The organism is Paraflavitalea devenefica (assembly GCF_011759375.1).
In the GTDB taxonomy this organism is placed as follows: domain Bacteria; phylum Bacteroidota; class Bacteroidia; order Chitinophagales; family Chitinophagaceae; genus Paraflavitalea; species Paraflavitalea devenefica.
Genome location: NZ_JAARML010000002.1, coordinates 2296259 through 2314149 on the forward strand (window position 1 = coordinate 2296259; position 17891 = coordinate 2314149).

Sequence of the window (17891 nt, forward strand, 5' to 3'; positions counted from 1 at the left end):
TTACAGTCGCGCCAGTTTTTTCTCAATAACCTGCTTATCTGCCGCAGTCCGGGCCAGTGTAAGCGCCTGTTCAAAATGCTGTTTGGATTTTGTATGATCAATGCCGGTATATAGTTCACCCAGCAGTATAAAATAAAAATGATTGCCGGTGAGCGATAACTTTTCTGCTTCGGCAATAGCTGCGGTCTTTCCCTGTACTTTGGCAAGTGCAAAGGTCCTATTGAGGGCTGCCATGGGAGAATAATTTATTTGCAATAAGCGGTTGTACAATTGCAAAATGCTTTCCCACTTCTCTTTACTGTCTTCTTTTTGAGTATTCCAGTAAGCAATGCCGGCTTCGAGGTGGTAACGGGAGAGCTGATTGCCACTGGCCGCACAATGCAGGAAATAGCCGCCCTTACTGATCAGGTCGGTGTTCCACTGACTGGCATCCTGCTCATCATATAAAACAAGTTCGCCGGCTACATTGACCCGGGCATCCAGCCGGGAGGCATGAAAGCACATAAGCGCCAGCAAGGCGTTGGCGGCGGGTTGATTGGTATACTTGTTTTCCACCAGCATGGAACAAAGCCGCATGGCTTCAAAACAAAGCTCTTTTCTTATGGTTTGGCCCTGACTCACGGAATAGTAACCTTCGTTGAACAGCAAATAGGTCGTTGCCAGTACAGCAGCCAGGCGTTCATCCAGTTCAGCAGGAGCAGGAAGCGCTATCCTGATCTTTTCTTCCCGCAGTTTTTCTTTTGCCCGGAACAACCGTTTATTGATCGTTTCCTTATTCGTAAGAAAGGCATCAGCTATTTCCTCAATGCCAAAGCCGCACAGGATGCGCAGCGATAACCCTATCTGTGCTTCGGGAGTGATGGCAGGATGACAAATGGCAAACATCATTTGCAACTGGCTATCGTTGATGTTTTGCGGCGATAGATCAATCTCATATTCCTCAAAGCCTGGCGCTGTGTTTTGGATGGCTGGCGCCACCTTATTGTTAAAGATAGCATGGCGTTGCAAATGATTGCGGGCTTTATTCTTTGCTACATTGTATAGCCAGGCAACGGGATTCTGTGGCAAACCTTTAATGCCCCAGGTCTGTGCGGCAGTGAGGAAGGTGTCGCTGGCAATATCTTCAGCGTTGGCTATCTGGTCAAATCCGAAATGCTTACAAAGCACCGATACGATCTTCCGGTATTCGATCCTGAATAAATGCGGTATCAGTTCGCCGTTCTCCATCTCAGCGGGTATTGTTTGTAGCCACTACCTTCCTTACTTCCACGCTGTTGCCTTCGCCCTGCAGGATGGGGCAGGCTCTTGCCATAGCCGCCGCTTCATCAAAAGAGGCTGCCTTTACAATGATAAAGCCGGCTATGGATTCCTTGATCTCTGCATAGGGACCATCGGTCATTATATTGTTGGCTTTTAATACCCGGCCTTCAGTTGATAATCCGGTGCCGCCATTAAATTTGTTCTGTGCGGCAATGCCGCCTACCCAGTCGTGGTATTGTTTCATATATACCTGCAGTTGCTCCGGCGATGGCTGGGCCTCTTTGGTGATAAGGTCCAGGCGCATCAGTAATAAATATTCGTCCATGATCATGTTTTTTTTCTGTCCATTGTAAATGTAATTACTTTTTTATGGGCAGGTAAGAGAGCAGCACCACACCACTTTTAAATACCCTCGAATTGATCAATTGAAGGTCCAGGTGATGCTGCAGGCCCTCAAATAAGGGAGTGCCGCTGCCGAGCGCCACAGGGTCTATCATGACCTGGTATTCATCAATCAGCCCGCTGTTGGCTAACTGGGTTAAGATGCTGCCGCTGCCCAGTATCGTCATAGCCTTTCCGGCTTCTTTCAGCCGTTTTACTTCGGCTTCTATATTGTCTTTCACGATCCGCGTATTGTTCCAGTCGGCCGTTTTCAATGTGCGGGAGAATACGATCTTTTCGGACTTGTTCATGCCTTCGGCTACTACCGGCATGGCTTGTTGGGCCTCGGCCGTTGGCCAGAAGCCGGCCATCATTTCGTAGGTGATGCGGCCAAAAAGCAGCGTGCTGCCCGATTGGGCGCCTTCTTCAGCAAAGGCGCTTTCCTCTCCACCGTGCTGGTGCCAGGAGATGTCGTTATCCGGCCCTTTATAAAAGCCATTCAGCGTTATGAACTGGAAGGATGATAATATGCCCATGTCATCAGTTTTAATTGTCAGGGAATAATTGATGTATACCTCTATAACAAATGAGCTATACCGGATTGGACACCGGGGAGGAAATATTTTTCCAACCTTATTGCGGGGTCGTCAGCACCACCGGTGTGCCCGGGAAAGATACGGCGGCATGGTCTTCGGTGAAGATCAGGAAACGGACAGGTTTGAAAGTGGTTACTGTTTTCAAGGAGGCTTTGTATTTGCTGGACAGGAACCCTTTGGAAGTGACCAACTGCCCGATGTTCCACCGGGCTCACTGAACTAAGTTACCAACTAATTGAATAAGTATCAATTTGTGCCTTATTTTTATCTCTTTTAAAAGAAGCTTATGCACGCCGGACAACGATATACTTTCAAGGAAATTTTTGTGTGGACGATCAGTGATGTGAAACTGATGGCCATCCTTTCCATTGTACCTGTTGTAATATTTGAGTTGTTCAACTGGCGATGGATAGCGCTGCCCTGGATACCCATTGCCATGGTGGGTACCGCTACTGCCTTTATTGTAGGTTTCAGGAATACACAAACCTACAGCCGTTTATGGGAAGCCCGCCAGATCTATGGCTCTATTATCAACAGCAGCCGTTCCTGGGGCATGATGGTCAAGGATTTTGTGGGTGCACATAGTTCGGAGGAGATACAAAAGATACGACTGGAGCTGATCAAGCGGCATATTGCCTGGCTGACGGCCCTGCGTTTTCAGTTGCGCGAGCAACGTACCTGGGAAACCAGTCGCACCAAACCTTCCAATAAAAAGTATGGTCAGCGGTTTGTGATCGATGAATGGAGCAGATCACTGGAGTCTGCGCTCACGCCCTATCTTTCCCCCGAAGAATTAAAGTATGTATTGAGTAAATCGAATAAGGCTACCCAGTTGATAGGCAGGCAGTCCCTGCAGTTGAAACAATTAAAGGCCCAGGGATTGATCGAGCCGCTGACGTATGTGGAGATGGAGAAACTGCTGGTAGACCTGTATGATCACCAGGGCCGGTGTGAACGGATCAAGAATTTCCCTTACCCGCGGCAATTCGCCACCATCAGCCAGATGCTTACCCGTCTTTTTGTTTTTATGGTGCCCTTTGGCGTATTGAATGAATTTCAGCGGGCAGGCAATTGGCTGATATGGCTGTCCATTCCTTTCAGTGGCGTAGTAGGCTGGGTATTCCTTACCCTTGAAAGGATTGGGGAGAATACGGAGAACCCCTTTGAAGGCGGCGCCAATGATGTGCCGGTCACGGCCATTTCCCGTACTATCGAAATTGACCTGCTGGAAATGATGGATATTCCGGAAGTGCCCAAGCCTATGCAGCCGGTGAATTTGATTCTTTCCTAATGGTTATTCTGTAGCCTTCTTCCATGCTTTAGTATATTTTCTGGTTTGAGTGCCCCTGTTTTGATGGTTCCGGCGCTCCGGGAGGGTATTTTTAGGGTGCAATCAAAACGAACGTTTTCCCCCAAGCCAAACCCCTCAACCCGGACCGTTTATTGAATGAGTTAAACACACAAATCATGAAAAACTTGTCATTTACCTCCAGGCCCCCCGCCGTTGCCCCGGTATTCGCCAGCACAGAATCCATGCCCCTCTGCCCACTGATTAAAGATCTAATGAAAAGTTTTATACCGCTGGCTGTTGAAAAAAGCAGCTTTATTGTGAATGATGTAGACCCCGCCTTTCAGCTTTGCGCCGATCAGCAGACCCTGGCCTTTGTACTGAGTAACCTGTTGGATAATGCCATCAGCACTACCAGCAGTGTATGTATCCGTGTGGAAGCTGTGAAACAGGCCGAAGGGATACAGATAGGCGTACGCATCAGCGCCGCCAATTTTTACAGTACCGTAACCGGCGATTTTTCGCAGGTACTGGCTGCTGCTTACCGCCTGGGTGGTAATATCCATATTTATAATCAGCGGAACCAGGGAATGGTGATCTCCCTGTCGCTGGCGGCATCATCCATATCCTAATATGGGCAGGACCCCATTTGGAGCGGTTTAGCCCACTTGCAGGAGCTCCCGGACTTGGCCGGTTGGCGCTATTTCACTATATTCATTAGGCGCTTTTATTGCCCAGCCAACAACCGGTATGACCCCCTTCATAAAAAACATCTGCTGTATACTGCTTTGCCTGTCTGTACTTTCCTTACGTGCACAGGAGGTTCCTTCCACTATTACTACCAGGTTATACTCTGCCAGACCCTCTGCTTCCTTACAGGAACGATTTAACAAGGTGCAGGTGCTCCGGTTAACGGCCAATGAGCTGGCCGCCTTCTCACGCGCCACACCCGAAAAGGTCAACCGCATTAACTGGCATATCGGTGAACAACCATGGTCCCTGCAATTGTCGGCTAAGCCGGCCTCCGCGGATAAGGTCAGTGTGACCACCAGCAGGGGAGGCGTGCAGCCATTATTGCACGGGCCGCTGTTGCTGACCGGAACTATGCAGGATGGAAAGGGCCGGGTGCGACTGGCCGTGAATGATCATTTTATTTATGGCTTCCTGGACAATGGTACAGACCGGTATTTCATTGAGCCGCTCCGGAAGTTTGATACGTCAGCTTCTAAAGAAGAATATATTTTTTACCATGTGAATGATGTGCCCTTGCCGGGCAATTTTTGCGGCACCACTGAGATGTCTGCGGGCAATAAGTATAAGGTTCCGGCTACCTCCGCAGCGGCTGTATCATCGCCTGCCTCCCAGCGTGCGAGTTGTAAACAGGTAAGGATGGCTGTTGCCACCGATTATGCCGTGTATGAAAAACATGGCTCCACTGAATTGATCGCCAATTATATTATTGCCAACTGGCATGTAGCTGAATCTTATTTTGTGGATTTAGACCTCGACCAGGAAAGTACTACCGATGTAGGAGATGATCATATTACGATGCCGGTGGTGGCCCTGTATATCGTAACAGATCCGGATAATGACCTGCTGCCCAATGGAAGTTTTTCACTCCTTGCCTTTGGCAACTGGGCCAATGCACATTTCCAGGCGCCTTTTGATATAGCGGAAATGATTACCGGCAAATCCATTCCTTTAGGTCCGCCCAATGCTGTATTGGGTGTTGCCACTGGCATGGGGCAGCTCTGTAATGCCCGCAAAGAGGTGCATGTGCTCAGGGATTACCTGAATGGAGCGAGTTATTCGCTGGTCACTGCCCATGAAACCGGGCATAATCTTGGTTGTGCGCATGATGATGAGCTATCTCCTGCAGTACGGTCATTTATTATGACTTCTTACCTGGTGCGTACTGCCACGCGGTTTTCACGGTACAGCGATTTTGTGGGAATCCCCTACGAGACTGGTTCTGCCTGGAATATTAAGCGAACATTTGAATGGGGCGCCAATGCCTGCCTGCATAGCAATCTTTGCAGCATAGACCCTTGCGAACGGGTAAAGGGGCTTACACTGGAAACGGTGGGCACCCAGGCGGTGCGCCTGAGCTGGCAGGGAACTGCACCCACCTATATTGTACAATACAAAGTAAAAGATTCAGCGATATTCCCGGTGGCCAATACGGTTGAAGTAACGGGTACGGAGATCACTATTTCCGGATTGCGGCCCTGTACCCCATATGAATTCCTGGTGAAGGCGAAGTGTGATGCTTCCACCACCAGCATTCCGGTGATTGTTCCTTACCAGCTAAGCAGTTTCCGCATTGATTCTATTGTGGCAGGTAATGCAGCCAATGGCAGGTACGACCTTTCCTTCCATCTTCATTATCTGAATAGTAATGCCGACCAACTGCAGGTAACCGCGATGGTAGACGGACAACAACAACGATTTGATTTCAGCGGGGCTTCGCAGCGCATTACCTTAACCGGCCTGCGCATAGATGGACGCCTGCTCAAAAGGCTACACATTTATATTACGGATTATGGGCCCTGTTATACGGCTGCCACCTTCCGGGCACCGGTATTGAGCAATGATTGCACGCCACTGGCAACGACCGACTTTAATGATGGTAAGGTGCCTGCCGGCTGGATCAGCCAGGTTACCCGTCACTTTCCACTGCCTTATGAGGCAAAGTACCTCGCCATAGGGTTCAACGATCGCGCCGGCAATGGCGGTCCTTTCCCTTACGGGAATATTGACAGCACCCGCATGACTTTTTATGATTTCTGGAATAACGGGATCCAGAAACAATTTGGTACTTATGAGATCTTTTCGCCGGTATTAGACATCAGCAATAAAACCGGCGTAACGCTGAGTTTCGATTATGCTTATTTCCGCACGGTTGACAGAAGGAGCCATGTGTTCGCCTGTCTGAAAGCGGATGTGTTTGACGGCCACTCCTGGGTGAATGTATGGATGGTGGATAGTTCGCAGCAATATATCAATTATACCGGCAGTGAGTTCTTCTGGCATTTTATTCCTCCCCGTATTACGATTGGCCTGGACCCCTATCGCAACCCGCAGTTCCAGGTTCGCTTTACGTTGATTGATGGCAGTAAGGGTACTTTTACGAGGGGCCTGGATGCTGCCGCGCTGGACAATATCCTGATCTGCGGTGCTGATGTATGTGCGTCGCCTGTCAATGCCCCGCTGCCTCAGCAGCGTGGTGCTGTGCATGCGGTTACTGCTGTAAAAGCCTGTACGGATGCTGATTATTTCACGCATTATTTTTCGGCGGCCGATTCCCTGCTGATCTCTTTTAAGAAACAATACAATGATTCACTGGAGTTGTATCCTAACCAGGTAAAACTGCAGCATTATACTACCAGCCTGGCGGTTAATGCCTCCCGGGTGCCCTACGTACAACAGGGCTGGTCATGGGTATTACTGAATAAATATTGGGTGGTCAATCCTTGGCATGGTTTCAGCGATACCGGCATCGTACGGTTATATATTAAGCGGCAGGAGGTGGAAGCTTTGTGCGCTGCACTGGGCATTGCTTATACGACAGACATTATCCGCCCATATTACCTGTCGCTTTCTGATACAACCGCTTTTGCCCACCCGGTGCATGCTGCTGTCACAGCCGGTACCATCGTATTCCCTTATGCTGTTATCCGGGAAACACCGGACTATTATGTTATTGAATGTATAGCGCCGCCATCAGGCGGCGTGCTGGGTATTGGCGCTTCTGCCAAGCGTTGGCAGCCTGGACAGGTGGCGCCCCTGCTCCTGTATCCTAACCCGGTAACCGACCTGCTCATAGCCGAGGTGAATACCACGCAGGAAGGGAATATGTATTTTGAGATTGTCAATACACTGGGGCAGGTGGTGCGTGCCGAAAAACGGTTGCTCCAGGGCGGGTTCAACAGGTTGTCCTTCCCTGTAAAGGGCCTGGCGGCGGGGATGTACCTGCTTCGCAGTCCTCAATTAGCGCCGGCCAAGGGGGTAAGATTCATCAAGTTATAGGGCTATTATCTACCTGTTTAACCGGGAAATCGCATGCAATAAGGCCCAAAGGCCGTAATATTGCAAAAAATTTCTCGTAATGCGGTTTTCAAAGATCCTGTACAAGACTTCAAAGGGTGACAGCAAGGAGGTAGAGATCCGTTCGGCAAGCCTGCTGGTGCGCGCCGGGTACATCCGTCAATTGTCCTCAGGTATATTCAGTTATCTTCATTTTGGCCAGCGTAGCCTCAAGAAAATAGAAGGTATTCTCCGGGAAGAGATGAATGCCATCGGCGGCGATGAGATATGCATGCCGGTAGTGCATCCGGCCGATATATGGAAAAAAACGAACCGGTGGTACCAGATAGACCAATCGCTGGTGCGGTTTAAGGACCGTGCCGACCGCGATATGGTACTGGCCATGACCCATGAAGAAGTGGTGGCAGAGCTTTGCGTGAGTGAGATAGACAGCTATAAGCAATTGCCGAAGCTGGTGTACCAGATCTTTACCAAGTTTCGCGATGAAGCGCGCTCTCGCGGCGGACTGATCCGGGTGCGGGAATTCACCATGAAAGATTCTTATTCCCTCGACCGGGATGAAGCGGGCATGGTAAAGCAGTACAAGGAACATTATAATGCTTATTTCAAAATATTTGCCCGTGCGGGATTGCCTGCCGTAGCCATCAACAGCGATACCGGTATGATGGGTGGCCGCATGGCGCATGAATATATGTATGTGACGCCCATCGGTGAAGACACTGTTTTCATCAGTGACGATAATAAATATAAGGCGAATAAGGAAATTGCCACGTTCAAAAAGATCTATTCCAGCAAGGCCGAAGCGCCGTTGGAAAAAGTGCATACGCCCGGCGTGAAGACGATTGAAGACCTGGCCAATTTTATGCAGATGAGCAAGGAGGACCTGTGCAAGGCGGTATTTTATACAGCCAAGATTGATGACAAGGATAAAGTGGTCCTGCTCCTGGTGCGTGGCGATACAGAAGTGAATACCGTGAAGCTGGAGAAGATCATTAAAACAGATAAATACGCTCCTTCCACTGCCGAAGAGATCCTGCGCATAGGTGCGGTACCCGGTTATGCCTCTCCTGTAGGTATTGACCGCACGGCCTGCCTGGTGATTGCAGATGACCTGGTGGCCAATGCTAAAAGTATGGTGGCGGGCGCCAATGAAGTAGATTACCACATGAAGAATGTGGCTTATGGCCGCGATTTCACCGCCGATGTGGTAGCGGATGTGGTCAGCGCTTTTGACGGCGCTTTGAGTCCGCATGAAAACAGCACTGGTTCCCGTTTGCGTTCGGTAAGAGGTATTGAGATCGGGAATATTTTCCAGTTGGGCACCCGGTACACAACCGCCATGGGCGCTGTGTTCAATGATGAAGACGGCGTGCAAAAGCCGGTGATCATGGGTTCTTATGGTATTGGCGTAGGCCGCTTACTGGCTTGTCTGGCCGAAGAGTATATGGATGATAAAGGATTGAGTCTGCCTGTATCGGTAGCCCCTTATCATGTGGCGCTGGTGGCCCTGGCCGATAAGCCCGAGCTGGCGGAGCTGGCCGACAAGACCTACGAACAACTGAAAGCTGATGGCATTGAAGTGTTTTATGACGATCGCGAAATGAAGATGGCATCCGCCGGCGTGAAGTTTGCCGATGCTGACCTCATAGGCATTCCCATCCGCATTACTATTTCCAAACGCTCTGTGCAGAATGGTGGCGCCGAGATCAAGCTGCGCAAGGAAGAGAAAGGGGAGATTGTACCGCTGGACCAACTTTCCGCTAAAGTGAAAGAGATTGTACAGGGATTGTTTGCCCAACTGAAAGCGGGCGTGGACGCTGCAGAGAAGTGGGTTGATTAAATAATCAGGCAACGAGGCATAAAGGTATTGAGGCATCGAGGCAAGGGGATAACCCATGCTTTGGTGCCTTTTCTTTTTTCAGGAGATTTTCTTTTCGATGCCTGGGGTGTAAGTTCACGATGAATGGGACGGGCGCGTTTTTGGGGCTAAAAGCCCCCTAATAGAGCTTCGAGGCTGCAAGCCTCGAATAGCGGCACTAAGGGTTTAAAGGGCACAAGTACCCTTCCGCACAGGGCTGGGTGGCATGCTTACGCCAGTTGAAGTGATTGATTGTGAAACAGTTGAACGTTTACAGCCGTGTATATGCGGGAGATGTGACGAGGTTGCGATTTTAGTAAAATGCGCCTTTAATATATCGTTGGGATAAGGTTGGTATAGCTTTGCCATTTAGTACCCATTTAGTATCCATTTAGTATCCCAGGCGGACCTGGTTACTATCAGGGGAATGGGGTTTGTGTTGCCCGCTTTATGGAAACCTTCTGCCGGCGCATCTGGTTTATATGCAATGGCCAAAACTTTACTACGTGCCCGGCTTCATCAGCCTCCTGGCGCTTCCGGTGATCTTGTTGATCATCCACCCGGAAGATCCGGTGCGTCACAACAGTATCAGGATGGTTTTGCCTACCGATGAAAAGCCGGATGGAGAAAACATAAAATACTCCAGGTATGGTGTATTAGAAGCTGCTGCAGGAAAGCATATTACCACCGTTGAATTCTGGTATGACCCCGCCTATGTTGAAATAGATGAGTTCAGCTATCATGCCAAGCTTGATTTTGTGCGCCGGGAAATTGAGCGCATGAACTTCACACACGATACGCTATCTGTGCTCAAGATCGAATTAGGGGATGGTATTACTTATGGTGATTTTGTGCGGATACTGAATTGCCTCCTCATATACCGGGTAAAACGATACGCACTGGTGGATAACAGTTTTTACATTTTTGCCAACCCCATGCCGCCCAATCCTGCCGATTTTGAACCGCTAGATCCTGTTGATCAGGTCCCGGTCCTTGTAGATGGGGATTATGATGGACCAACTGCCTGGGACAAATTTTATTGGAAGCTGGAGGAGCAGTTGCGGATAGCCGCTTACATTATAAAATACAATTACCTGCTTCTTTCCGGCTTCCTGTTATTGATATTCCTGCCTTCCATAGAAAGAGCCATCCTAAAGCGGCGGTCTTTGAGACGCCTTTGATGATACAGTCAGGCGGTTAGCGGGTTGGGTTCGCCATACAAAAATTAATAAAGTATTGGGGGAAAAATTCTTATTTTTCCTGATAGCAACTTAAACTCCCTGGTTGTTTTCCCATCAAATCCCAAAACCTATATCATGCCCGCTGCTCCTATTACCCGTTTTCTGCTACAATCCCTGTTCGTATGTTGTTTCCTCATCTTCCCCTGCTGCATAGGCGCCTATGCACAGAAAGGAATGGATGAAAAGATAGACCGGATCATTACCAAGGCCATGGAGACCGAGGAGTTCCCCGGCATGGCGGTGGCCGTTATACAGGATAACAAAGTTTTGTTCAAGAAAGCATACGGCGTTACTTCCCGGCAGCAAAAAGGAAAGGTAGACGAGCAAACGGTTTTCAGCATCGGCTCTGTGTCCAAGGCATTCACCGGTGTGGGCGTCATGCTATTGGTGCAGCAGGGAAAAATAGGGTTGGATGATCCCATCAAAAAGTACATGAAAAACTTCCCGAAAGCCTGGAACGATATCAGCATCCGGCAATTTATGACCCATACCAGTGGCATACCGGATGTAAAGGGCGAAAAGGACGAAACTTCCTTTGACGAAACCGTAAAGCAGGCCGGTAAACAACCCATGGCTTTTACGCCCGGTCAAAAACAGCAGTATAATAATTTCAATTTTGCGATCCTGGGTAAGTTGATCGAAACTGTATCGGGCATGACTTACTCCGTATACATGAATAAGCAGGTGTTCAGTCCGCTTCAAATGAACCGCACAGGGGTGAATACCGTTAACGCCAATATAGCCCTGGGGCATTTGGTGAAGAAAGGGGAATGGAAAGAAGTGGCCTCACATTTCCGCCCGGCAGATTATGGCGTGCCTTCGGGCGGGTTACAAACCTCGCTGACGGATTTTATTAAGCTGGGCCAGGCATTAAACAGGAATACCCTGCTGAACCCCAAAACAACGAATACCATGTGGGTCCCTTATTCCAAAAAGTTATCCAATACGCCCGGCTGGCATTCCCGGATGAGTGGTGGGGAAGTGGTGATCCATAAAGGCGGCGGTGGAACAGGTATCGGCAGTGTTTGTGATTTTAAAATTGTGCCTTCCAAAAAGTTGTACGTTATCGTGATGGCCAATAAAGCCAACAACAAAATATCTCCTGCTGATATCACCGATGATATTTTATTGAAGTGTTTTAATATTCCTAAAGATACCAATGGCGCCAATGCCGGGGAAGGGAATGAGCATTAAGTAACTGAGTGGGCGATGTGTTGCCTGACACCGATTGAACAAGCTGCTATACTATGACTCACTGGTGAATATCTTAGCCTGAATTATTTTTACAATATGCCATTCTTTTGTTATATTCATTAAGTAACATCATCATTAAACCTTAAACTGACACTTATGAAAAAGAATGCCCCCATTATTGGCATTATTGCCTTTCTTACCTGCCTGCTTTTCTGGATAGCCTGCCAAAAGAATGAACAAGCTTCAATTGTACAGCAAACGGATGTAGAGAACATGGAAGGAGGTGCAGGGCCTTCACCGGTGGACACTATTTCACCCAATCCCATTTATAACATTACCGACAGTTGCGGGGTAACCTGTTTAGCGGGCAGTTGCGGCAGGAAAGCCACTTTCGATGGCCGGTATTGCAAGCTCGTATGCAAATGCGGCGGCGTTTTAGGAGGCTACCCGCAATGCGATCTCATTTGTAATTTCCCTACTACTCCTCCAGGACCCGGTCCGGACACCAGTGTGCAGTATACGCCCCGGCTGATCAGTTACCGGATTGAAGCAAACGACAAGCAAATGCAGGCACAGGCAGCGCTCATTGCAAAAATGAAAACAAGTGGTTTAAAGCATGCCGATAAGATTGTACATGAACTGCAGGAAATATACAATCTCTTTAAACACAATAATGGCAAACTAACCGAAGCCAATGCTGAAAAATATTCCTACCACCTGGCCAAAGGAGTTGCCTGGCAGGAAGAAAAATAGTGGGGGCGGGGAAGCAGCCAGCTTAAGTCCGCCTTATGGCTTTGTGATGGGGACCAGTTTACCGGTTGAAAAATCAACCGGCACCGAGATATGTTCCAGCGCGATGAGCCAGTTGCCGCCGACCTTGCGATAGCCGTTGGTAACGCGCACCCAGCGGTCGACCGGCTGACCTTGTGTGCCAGTGCCTGTAACGTGCATAAAGCAGTGGCCGAATCCGACGTCTCCATCCACGGTGATGTGGAGATCGGCAATAGCGATCTGCGGCCTGCCTTTGAAGTGCGTGAACATTTCTACAAAGGCCTCGCGGTATGCGTCGGTGCCACGGTGTTGCTTACGCGGTACAATATCGTAAACGACGAGTTGGTTGCCGGGCAGGTAGTTCTGCATAATTCTGTCAATGTCCCCTGCGTTGAATGCCGTCACAAAGCTGTCTGCCAGCGTCCGGATCGCTGTTTCATCATGCGGCGCAGCCACTTGTTCTTCCCGTTTCATAGCTTATAATTTTTAATCAATGGGCTACGATTTCCCTGCAAAAACTATGCACGGCCGGGTTAGCTGGCCAGGGGCCTGCTTGTTATGGCACCAGGAAAATTGTTTTACCAGTAAGCGATGTTGATCTGGTTGCAATTGCCCGACGCCACTACAGGTACCGAATACCAGGAAACAGTATAACCTGTTCCCGTAAATGAGCAGAAGCCGTTGAAGCTGTATTGACTGGAACCTCCATTCGGGTAAATGAACACATTGTAGGTGCCTTCAGGTACGGGTCCGATGTTGGTGCCGCCAGGCACCGCATTGAATAAGTACCAGGTGGCTGTGCCCTGGTTGAACATCCGGACAGTGAAAGTAACAGACGTATTGTTATTGCAATAAACCAATACATCGGTGAGGGGAGCAGCCTGTTGGGTGGTGTGGGACTGGCTGTTGGTGGAGGTTTCATTTACAGCCGGTTGGTTGGTGTGCGTTACGAAAAGGAATGCTGCGAGGATACCATTTAATTTTAGTTGCATAAGATAAGGTTTGTATAAAGTTACTGACAAAATCCATTTGGTGCTCGCAGGTGTTGGAAATGTTGCAATAGCCGGCAAGGCGGAAAGCATTGATCTTTTGCTTGTATTTTCTTTCTGTCTTTCCGCTTTGCCGGCAAACTGTACTTTCCGGCGTAAAACACTGAAACAAAATAATTTCTGTCATTTTTTTTGGTTGAATAAGTTGAAATACTACTTTTGCGCCGGAGAGATGGCAGAGCGGTCGAATGCGGCGGTCTTGAAAACCGTTGACTGTCACAGGTCCGGGGGTTCGAATCCCTCTCTCTCCGCCGCAAAGCCCTGATGGTCAATAGATTGTCAGGGTTTTTTTATTTCATTCAAACCTGCCTAACCATAAATTCCAATGCTAAAACTATTTAGAGGGATATTCAAAGATTACTTTTGGGACTTTTATAGGTGGGCGCAGCAAGTGCCTTTTGACACCCCTTTAGCAGAAGTTAAAGCTCAATTACCACTGTACGCTAAGGTAGATTGGGCCAATCCAGCAATCATGGGTAAAGGCTTATTATATCCGGTAATCTGGATTAAAGGATATAAAAAAAGGCAAAAAGCATTACTGGGTTTTGTAGATGGATTGTACACCGGATGTGTTATTAGGGGATAGGTTTTACAAGGTTTGGAGAATATAGGTCATTAATGAGTTACGACATATACTACTATAAATCAAAACTTGTCAAGCCAGATGAGGGATGCATTTTAAAATTCTAACTTGGCAGGACGACCTTAACAAGTGATGTATGGCTTTTTTCAGTTGGTTATTCAGAAGAAGGAAAAAGACTACCGTTACCTGTCCACGGTGTCTCGGTAAAGGCAAAGTGGATTTGAATGATATTAAAAGGCTCAAAATGGAGTTGAAATGGGCTCCTGGCAGGTGTGCCTATTGCAATGGCGTCGGAAAAGTGGCGCCGGAAATGGTAGCCAATGTGGCGGTAGATGAAGCCTACCTGACCACAGACCTGACGAACCGGGTAAGAATGCGACTGATCAATAAGGACCCGGAAGCTGTTATGCGTGCTGCGAGCCATGAGCAATCAATGGATGACTTCATTGAACAGGTCAGAAGACTGTATTTTGCTGAAAATAGGAGTACCGAGGAAATTGCAACGATTTACCTCCAGTCAGGGCTCGATATGGATCATGCAACTTATATCCGGGAAAAGAAAGAACTGATCGAATATATTAACAGGGTGGTAGCAAAGGACGCGTGAATCTGCCGCCTTATGGAGAGATGCCAGAGCTGGTTGAATGGGCCGCACTCGAAATGCGGAGTGTGGGAAACTGCACCGGGGGTTCGAATCCCTCTCTCTCCGCAGAAAATTTCGTTTCTTTGAAAACCCGCTCTGGTAGCGGGTTTTGTTATTCGAAATAAATTACTCATTTTTTAGCCAAAAATGTAAAGTATTGTATGCCAGTACTTTCCTGGTTCGAATCCCTTTCCGATCCTCTTAGCTTTCTGTTGCAGCTTAAATATGTGTTTTTAGGAGTATCGTTGATAAGAGATATGGTTGCCTGTGTAAGGATATTTCCCTGCCTTGATGTCGCTAACGACCTTATCTCTTTTTATTCCCCAAGCATTAGACAAGTAATGAACATGTGGACCTTGGCCAGTTTCTTTCCCGTTGACGCCCTTCATTGTATAAACGAAGCAGTGCCAGTTCGGGCCTTTATCAATAAATTTTGCGATTACAGTCTTCTGCTGCTCTATTGCGGCTTTGATTTGTCCTGTTGTTAAGGATGTTTTACCGTATACACTGACAGTTCCGTCTTCTTCTAAATAGGCCATTTGCGGCATATCTTCCCATTTCAGCCCTTGCGGCAATACTCTACCTGAATACATGCTATAGGCGAAGCCGTGAGTTTTGCAGACGTCATAAATAAATGCCATGACTAAATTAGTTGTCAATTGCAGTTGATTTATGCAAGACTGCTGCCTGTCCTTCTTTTTGAGAAACAATATCTTTCTCAATGGATCGGGGATTTCAATTGCCCCGGCCTCTTTCAAATGGTTAACAAAATCGTTGTACCCTGCTTTATAGCCGACTTTACGCGCTTCTGCATCATTAAAGCCGCGCTCTCCATGCTGCACTTTTTGAGCATTAACCTCCATCCAGGCGCCTTGATTAATGTATATTTCGAAAAAGCCTATTGACACACTCACTGCAGATGATCTGGCGACGATTGGATGTAAAAGGCAGTATGATGAGGAATTTCCGGAACTTTATGCCATAGAAAATCTGGATCATCTAAAATTATATATAACCAGGGAAGACGGCCGGTATAACCTGCGTGGGTATATGCTCAGGTTGATTAAACCAATCAATACTACACCTGAATTGATTGAGGAAGTTCTTATTAAATGGAAATTAAAAATGAATTAGTACCGACGATGCATCCATATATCCCTCATTTATTGAATGATATTACGGCGGCGCACCGTACAGAAAAGCCTTGCCAGGAAAGAGAAAAAAGCTTTGCAGAAATCCTGGAAGAGATCACCCGGATGAAAGAGGATCGAACGTATACATTCGGCTATTTCTGTGGGCTCAGGAAAGAGGATTTACCTCCTTCGGATCAACTTCTTAAGAAAGAAATGAAACTGGTAAGCAGTGCTTTTAAAAAGATGATGCGAAGCTGGAATCTTTCTTGTTGGTTGCCTAAGGGACTGCCTGCTGATCTGGTCTATGATCTGCTGATCTGGACGCTTGAGCGCAAGATCAATCCCCTGGAGTCTGGCATGGTACAATTTAGTTATTGCAGTATGGATCCCGCCAATTGTTTGCTGGGGCTGCATTGCACTTGTTTGAAGCGGAAGGCTTCTGAAGATGGAGGAAGTTTCATTGAGATTAAATTTTAACTTCCACAACTTAGCTCCATCCAATACTCCTTTGAAATTTTTTCCCGGAAAAACAGCCAGGCTCTTTTGTTCGAATAAATAATACCTCCCTGTTAGCTATTGATCTGCAGTTAAGAAATCTATCAAATTCATATGTATTATTCCCTGCTGACTCACACCTGTAGAAATATCGTTTAAAGTCACAACATATTTGGGGTAGTTGTCTTCAATTTGTAGGAGATTGCCGAATTCGCGCTGGGCTGTTGTTTCATCATTATTCAATGTGAGGCAGGCTTGCACATATAACCTGGAACCATTCTTGTCGCCTGCAAAATCAATTTCCTTTTCACCCATCTTGCCAACAAAAACCTTGTAATCTTGTTGCACAAGTCGTAAGTAAACAGCATTTTCCAATAACTTATGGATATCAGCACGCTGATTGAAACCAACAACTGCATTACGAAGACCTATATCTTCAAAATAATATTTCTCGCCTATTTCAAATATTTTCAGTCCACCTATTTCTGCGCGTGTTACCTTATGGACTATATAAGCATTGCTAAGGGCTTTTAAATAGTTTATAGTTAGCTGAGGGGACATTTCTACCCGCTGAGATTTAAGATATTTACTAATGTTATTCGCTGAAAACAAGCTGCCTGTATTATTTGCCAGATATATAACCAGGTTTTCAAGAAATGAAACATTACGTATATTTTCCCGGGCTACCACATCTTTTAATAGGATTGTTGAATATACGTTCCGCAGGTATTCAAAAGGAAGCTCGTCTTGTAATCCAATATTGGGTAAAAATGGCATGCCACCATAACGGAGATATTGCAAAACGGATTCAAATTTGTTGTCCAACCGATGAAATTCCAGGAACTCCTGATAGCTTAAACTGTGTATGTGGAAAGCTATATATCTTCCAGAAAGATGGGTAGCCAGTTCTCCTGAAAGCATGTTGGCGTTACTGCCTGTACAATAGATGTCGCAAATATTTTTAGCCAGCAGACTGCGAAGACTTTTCTCAAAAGAAGATATTTCCTGCACTTCGTCTATGAAGAAATAATTATTCTTGTCGTTAATGAATTTATCTTTCAAATAAGCATTCAAATCTGTATGTGTTTTAATGGAAACAAATTCATTCAGTTCCATGTTTATATACAGGATATTTGCATCAGGATCTGTATTCCGGATATGGTCCATTAATTGAAGCAATACATAGCTTTTTCCTACCCGGCGCTGCCCGGTTAATACTTTGATTGTAAATTCTTGGCATGTTGACCCATCATTCCTCGATGTTGACCCACCCCTGATGGTAGGCAATAAAAGAAAGAGCTTGATGCGTGTTAAAAATACAAAGGGTTATTGATTGGCTTTTGATTTTTTTC

The 17891-nt window shown here is 47.1% G+C and carries 17 protein-coding genes and 2 tRNA genes; 12 read left to right on the forward strand and 7 right to left on the reverse strand.

Translation table 11 applies throughout. From position 1 onward, the window contains the following. From HB364_RS18365 to HB364_RS18375, 3 genes are read right to left on the reverse strand one after another with little or no spacing between them, the layout of a single operon-like run. Entirely contained in the window at nt 1-1227 is a 1227-nt protein-coding gene (locus tag HB364_RS18365; RefSeq protein WP_167289671.1) for an RNA polymerase sigma factor, read from the reverse strand. Nucleotide 1228: 1 nt separating this feature from the next. Continuing rightward, nucleotides 1229-1585 carry a YciI family protein gene (locus HB364_RS18370; RefSeq protein ID WP_167289672.1) on the reverse strand — a complete coding sequence of 119 codons (357 nt, stop codon included), beginning with the start codon at nt 1583-1585 and terminating at the stop codon, nt 1229-1231. Nucleotides 1586-1619: 34 nt separating this feature from the next. Beyond that, nucleotides 1620-2177, reverse strand: coding sequence for a dihydrofolate reductase family protein (locus HB364_RS18375; RefSeq protein ID WP_167289673.1), 558 nt, complete (start codon nt 2175-2177; stop codon nt 1620-1622). 346 nt (nt 2178-2523) lie between these two features. On the opposite strand from HB364_RS18375, the gene HB364_RS18380 reads away from it, so the two are divergent. The 7 genes from HB364_RS18380 (at nt 2524) to HB364_RS18410 (ending at nt 12618) form a co-directional block, all read left to right on the forward strand. Beyond that, complete coding sequence (locus HB364_RS18380) at nt 2524-3528, forward strand: bestrophin family protein (RefSeq protein ID WP_167289674.1); 1005 nt, start codon at nt 2524-2526, stop codon at nt 3526-3528. Between the two features lie 176 nt (nt 3529-3704). Beyond that, nucleotides 3705-4157, forward strand: coding sequence for a HAMP domain-containing histidine kinase (locus tag HB364_RS18385; protein ID WP_167289675.1), 453 nt, complete (start codon nt 3705-3707; stop codon nt 4155-4157). Nucleotides 4158-4275: 118 nt separating this feature from the next. After that, entirely contained in the window at nt 4276-7554 is a 3279-nt protein-coding gene (locus tag HB364_RS18390) for a M12 family metallo-peptidase (protein ID WP_167289676.1), read from the forward strand. A gap of 79 nt (nt 7555-7633) precedes the next feature. Beyond that, nucleotides 7634-9412, forward strand: coding sequence for a proline--tRNA ligase (locus HB364_RS18395; protein ID WP_167289677.1), 1779 nt, complete (start codon nt 7634-7636; stop codon nt 9410-9412). Between the two features lie 524 nt (nt 9413-9936). Continuing rightward, the gene (locus HB364_RS18400) at nt 9937-10611 is read left to right on the forward strand and encodes a hypothetical protein (protein WP_167289678.1); all 675 of its coding nucleotides are present in this window, start codon (nt 9937-9939) and stop codon (nt 10609-10611) included. Between the two features lie 135 nt (nt 10612-10746). Further along, complete coding sequence (locus tag HB364_RS18405) at nt 10747-11865, forward strand: serine hydrolase domain-containing protein (RefSeq protein WP_167289679.1); 1119 nt, start codon at nt 10747-10749, stop codon at nt 11863-11865. Nucleotides 11866-12021: 156 nt separating this feature from the next. Further along, entirely contained in the window at nt 12022-12618 is a 597-nt protein-coding gene (locus tag HB364_RS18410; RefSeq protein WP_167289680.1) for a hypothetical protein, read from the forward strand. 33 nt (nt 12619-12651) lie between these two features. On the opposite strand, the gene HB364_RS18415 is transcribed toward HB364_RS18410, so the two are convergent. Next, complete coding sequence (locus HB364_RS18415; RefSeq protein WP_167289681.1) at nt 12652-13110, reverse strand: YybH family protein; 459 nt, start codon at nt 13108-13110, stop codon at nt 12652-12654. Between the two features lie 104 nt (nt 13111-13214). Next, the gene (locus HB364_RS18420) at nt 13215-13628 is read right to left on the reverse strand and encodes a hypothetical protein (protein ID WP_167289682.1); all 414 of its coding nucleotides are present in this window, start codon (nt 13626-13628) and stop codon (nt 13215-13217) included. Nucleotides 13629-13851: 223 nt separating this feature from the next. On the opposite strand from HB364_RS18420, the gene HB364_RS18425 reads away from it, so the two are divergent. The 4 genes from HB364_RS18425 (at nt 13852) to HB364_RS18440 (ending at nt 14977) form a co-directional block, all read left to right on the forward strand. Then, a tRNA-Ser gene (locus tag HB364_RS18425) sits at nt 13852-13936 on the forward strand. A 74-nt stretch (nt 13937-14010) separates the two neighbouring features. Further along, nucleotides 14011-14271 carry a hypothetical protein gene (locus HB364_RS18430; RefSeq protein ID WP_167289683.1) on the forward strand — a complete coding sequence of 87 codons (261 nt, stop codon included), beginning with the start codon at nt 14011-14013 and terminating at the stop codon, nt 14269-14271. A 133-nt stretch (nt 14272-14404) separates the two neighbouring features. Further along, entirely contained in the window at nt 14405-14875 is a 471-nt protein-coding gene (locus tag HB364_RS18435) for a hypothetical protein (protein WP_167289684.1), read from the forward strand. A 14-nt stretch (nt 14876-14889) separates the two neighbouring features. After that, nucleotides 14890-14977, forward strand: a tRNA-Ser gene (locus tag HB364_RS18440). 167 nt (nt 14978-15144) lie between these two features. Here the strand turns inward: HB364_RS18440 and HB364_RS18445 are convergent. Then, nucleotides 15145-15774: a hypothetical protein gene (locus HB364_RS18445; RefSeq protein WP_167289685.1), complete on the reverse strand. Its 630-nt coding sequence runs from the start codon at nt 15772-15774 to the stop codon at nt 15145-15147. 249 nt (nt 15775-16023) lie between these two features. On the opposite strand from HB364_RS18445, the gene HB364_RS18450 reads away from it, so the two are divergent. Next, nucleotides 16024-16521 carry a hypothetical protein gene (locus HB364_RS18450; RefSeq protein ID WP_167289686.1) on the forward strand — a complete coding sequence of 166 codons (498 nt, stop codon included), beginning with the start codon at nt 16024-16026 and terminating at the stop codon, nt 16519-16521. Nucleotides 16522-16617: 96 nt separating this feature from the next. Here HB364_RS18450 and HB364_RS18455 read toward each other — a convergent pair whose 3' ends face one another. Further along, nucleotides 16618-17826: an ATP-binding protein gene (locus tag HB364_RS18455; RefSeq protein WP_208419990.1), complete on the reverse strand. Its 1209-nt coding sequence runs from the start codon at nt 17824-17826 to the stop codon at nt 16618-16620. Nucleotides 17827-17891 lie beyond the last annotated feature (65 nt).

Excerpts from the sequence above, each read along its gene's own strand:
- HB364_RS18365 (WP_167289671.1), bottom strand. The coding sequence starts at position 1,227 with ATGGAGAACGGCGAACTGATACCGCATTTATTCAGGATCGAATACCGG.
- HB364_RS18370 (WP_167289672.1), bottom strand. The coding sequence starts at position 1,585 with ATGGACGAATATTTATTACTGATGCGCCTGGACCTTATCACCAAAGAG.
- HB364_RS18375 (WP_167289673.1), bottom strand. The coding sequence starts at position 2,177 with ATGGGCATATTATCATCCTTCCAGTTCATAACGCTGAATGGCTTTTAT.
- HB364_RS18380 (WP_167289674.1), top strand. The coding sequence starts at position 2,524 with ATGCACGCCGGACAACGATATACTTTCAAGGAAATTTTTGTGTGGACG.
- HB364_RS18385 (WP_167289675.1), top strand. The coding sequence starts at position 3,705 with ATGAAAAACTTGTCATTTACCTCCAGGCCCCCCGCCGTTGCCCCGGTA.
- HB364_RS18390 (WP_167289676.1), top strand. The coding sequence starts at position 4,276 with ATGACCCCCTTCATAAAAAACATCTGCTGTATACTGCTTTGCCTGTCT.
- HB364_RS18395 (WP_167289677.1), top strand. The coding sequence starts at position 7,634 with ATGCGGTTTTCAAAGATCCTGTACAAGACTTCAAAGGGTGACAGCAAG.
- HB364_RS18405 (WP_167289679.1), top strand. The coding sequence starts at position 10,747 with ATGCCCGCTGCTCCTATTACCCGTTTTCTGCTACAATCCCTGTTCGTA.
- HB364_RS18410 (WP_167289680.1), top strand. The coding sequence starts at position 12,022 with ATGAAAAAGAATGCCCCCATTATTGGCATTATTGCCTTTCTTACCTGC.
- HB364_RS18415 (WP_167289681.1), bottom strand. The coding sequence starts at position 13,110 with ATGAAACGGGAAGAACAAGTGGCTGCGCCGCATGATGAAACAGCGATC.
- HB364_RS18420 (WP_167289682.1), bottom strand. The coding sequence starts at position 13,628 with ATGCAACTAAAATTAAATGGTATCCTCGCAGCATTCCTTTTCGTAACG.
- HB364_RS18430 (WP_167289683.1), top strand. The coding sequence starts at position 14,011 with ATGCTAAAACTATTTAGAGGGATATTCAAAGATTACTTTTGGGACTTT.
- HB364_RS18435 (WP_167289684.1), top strand. The coding sequence starts at position 14,405 with ATGGCTTTTTTCAGTTGGTTATTCAGAAGAAGGAAAAAGACTACCGTT.
- HB364_RS18445 (WP_167289685.1), bottom strand. The coding sequence starts at position 15,774 with ATGGAGGTTAATGCTCAAAAAGTGCAGCATGGAGAGCGCGGCTTTAAT.
- HB364_RS18450 (WP_167289686.1), top strand. The coding sequence starts at position 16,024 with ATGGAAATTAAAAATGAATTAGTACCGACGATGCATCCATATATCCCT.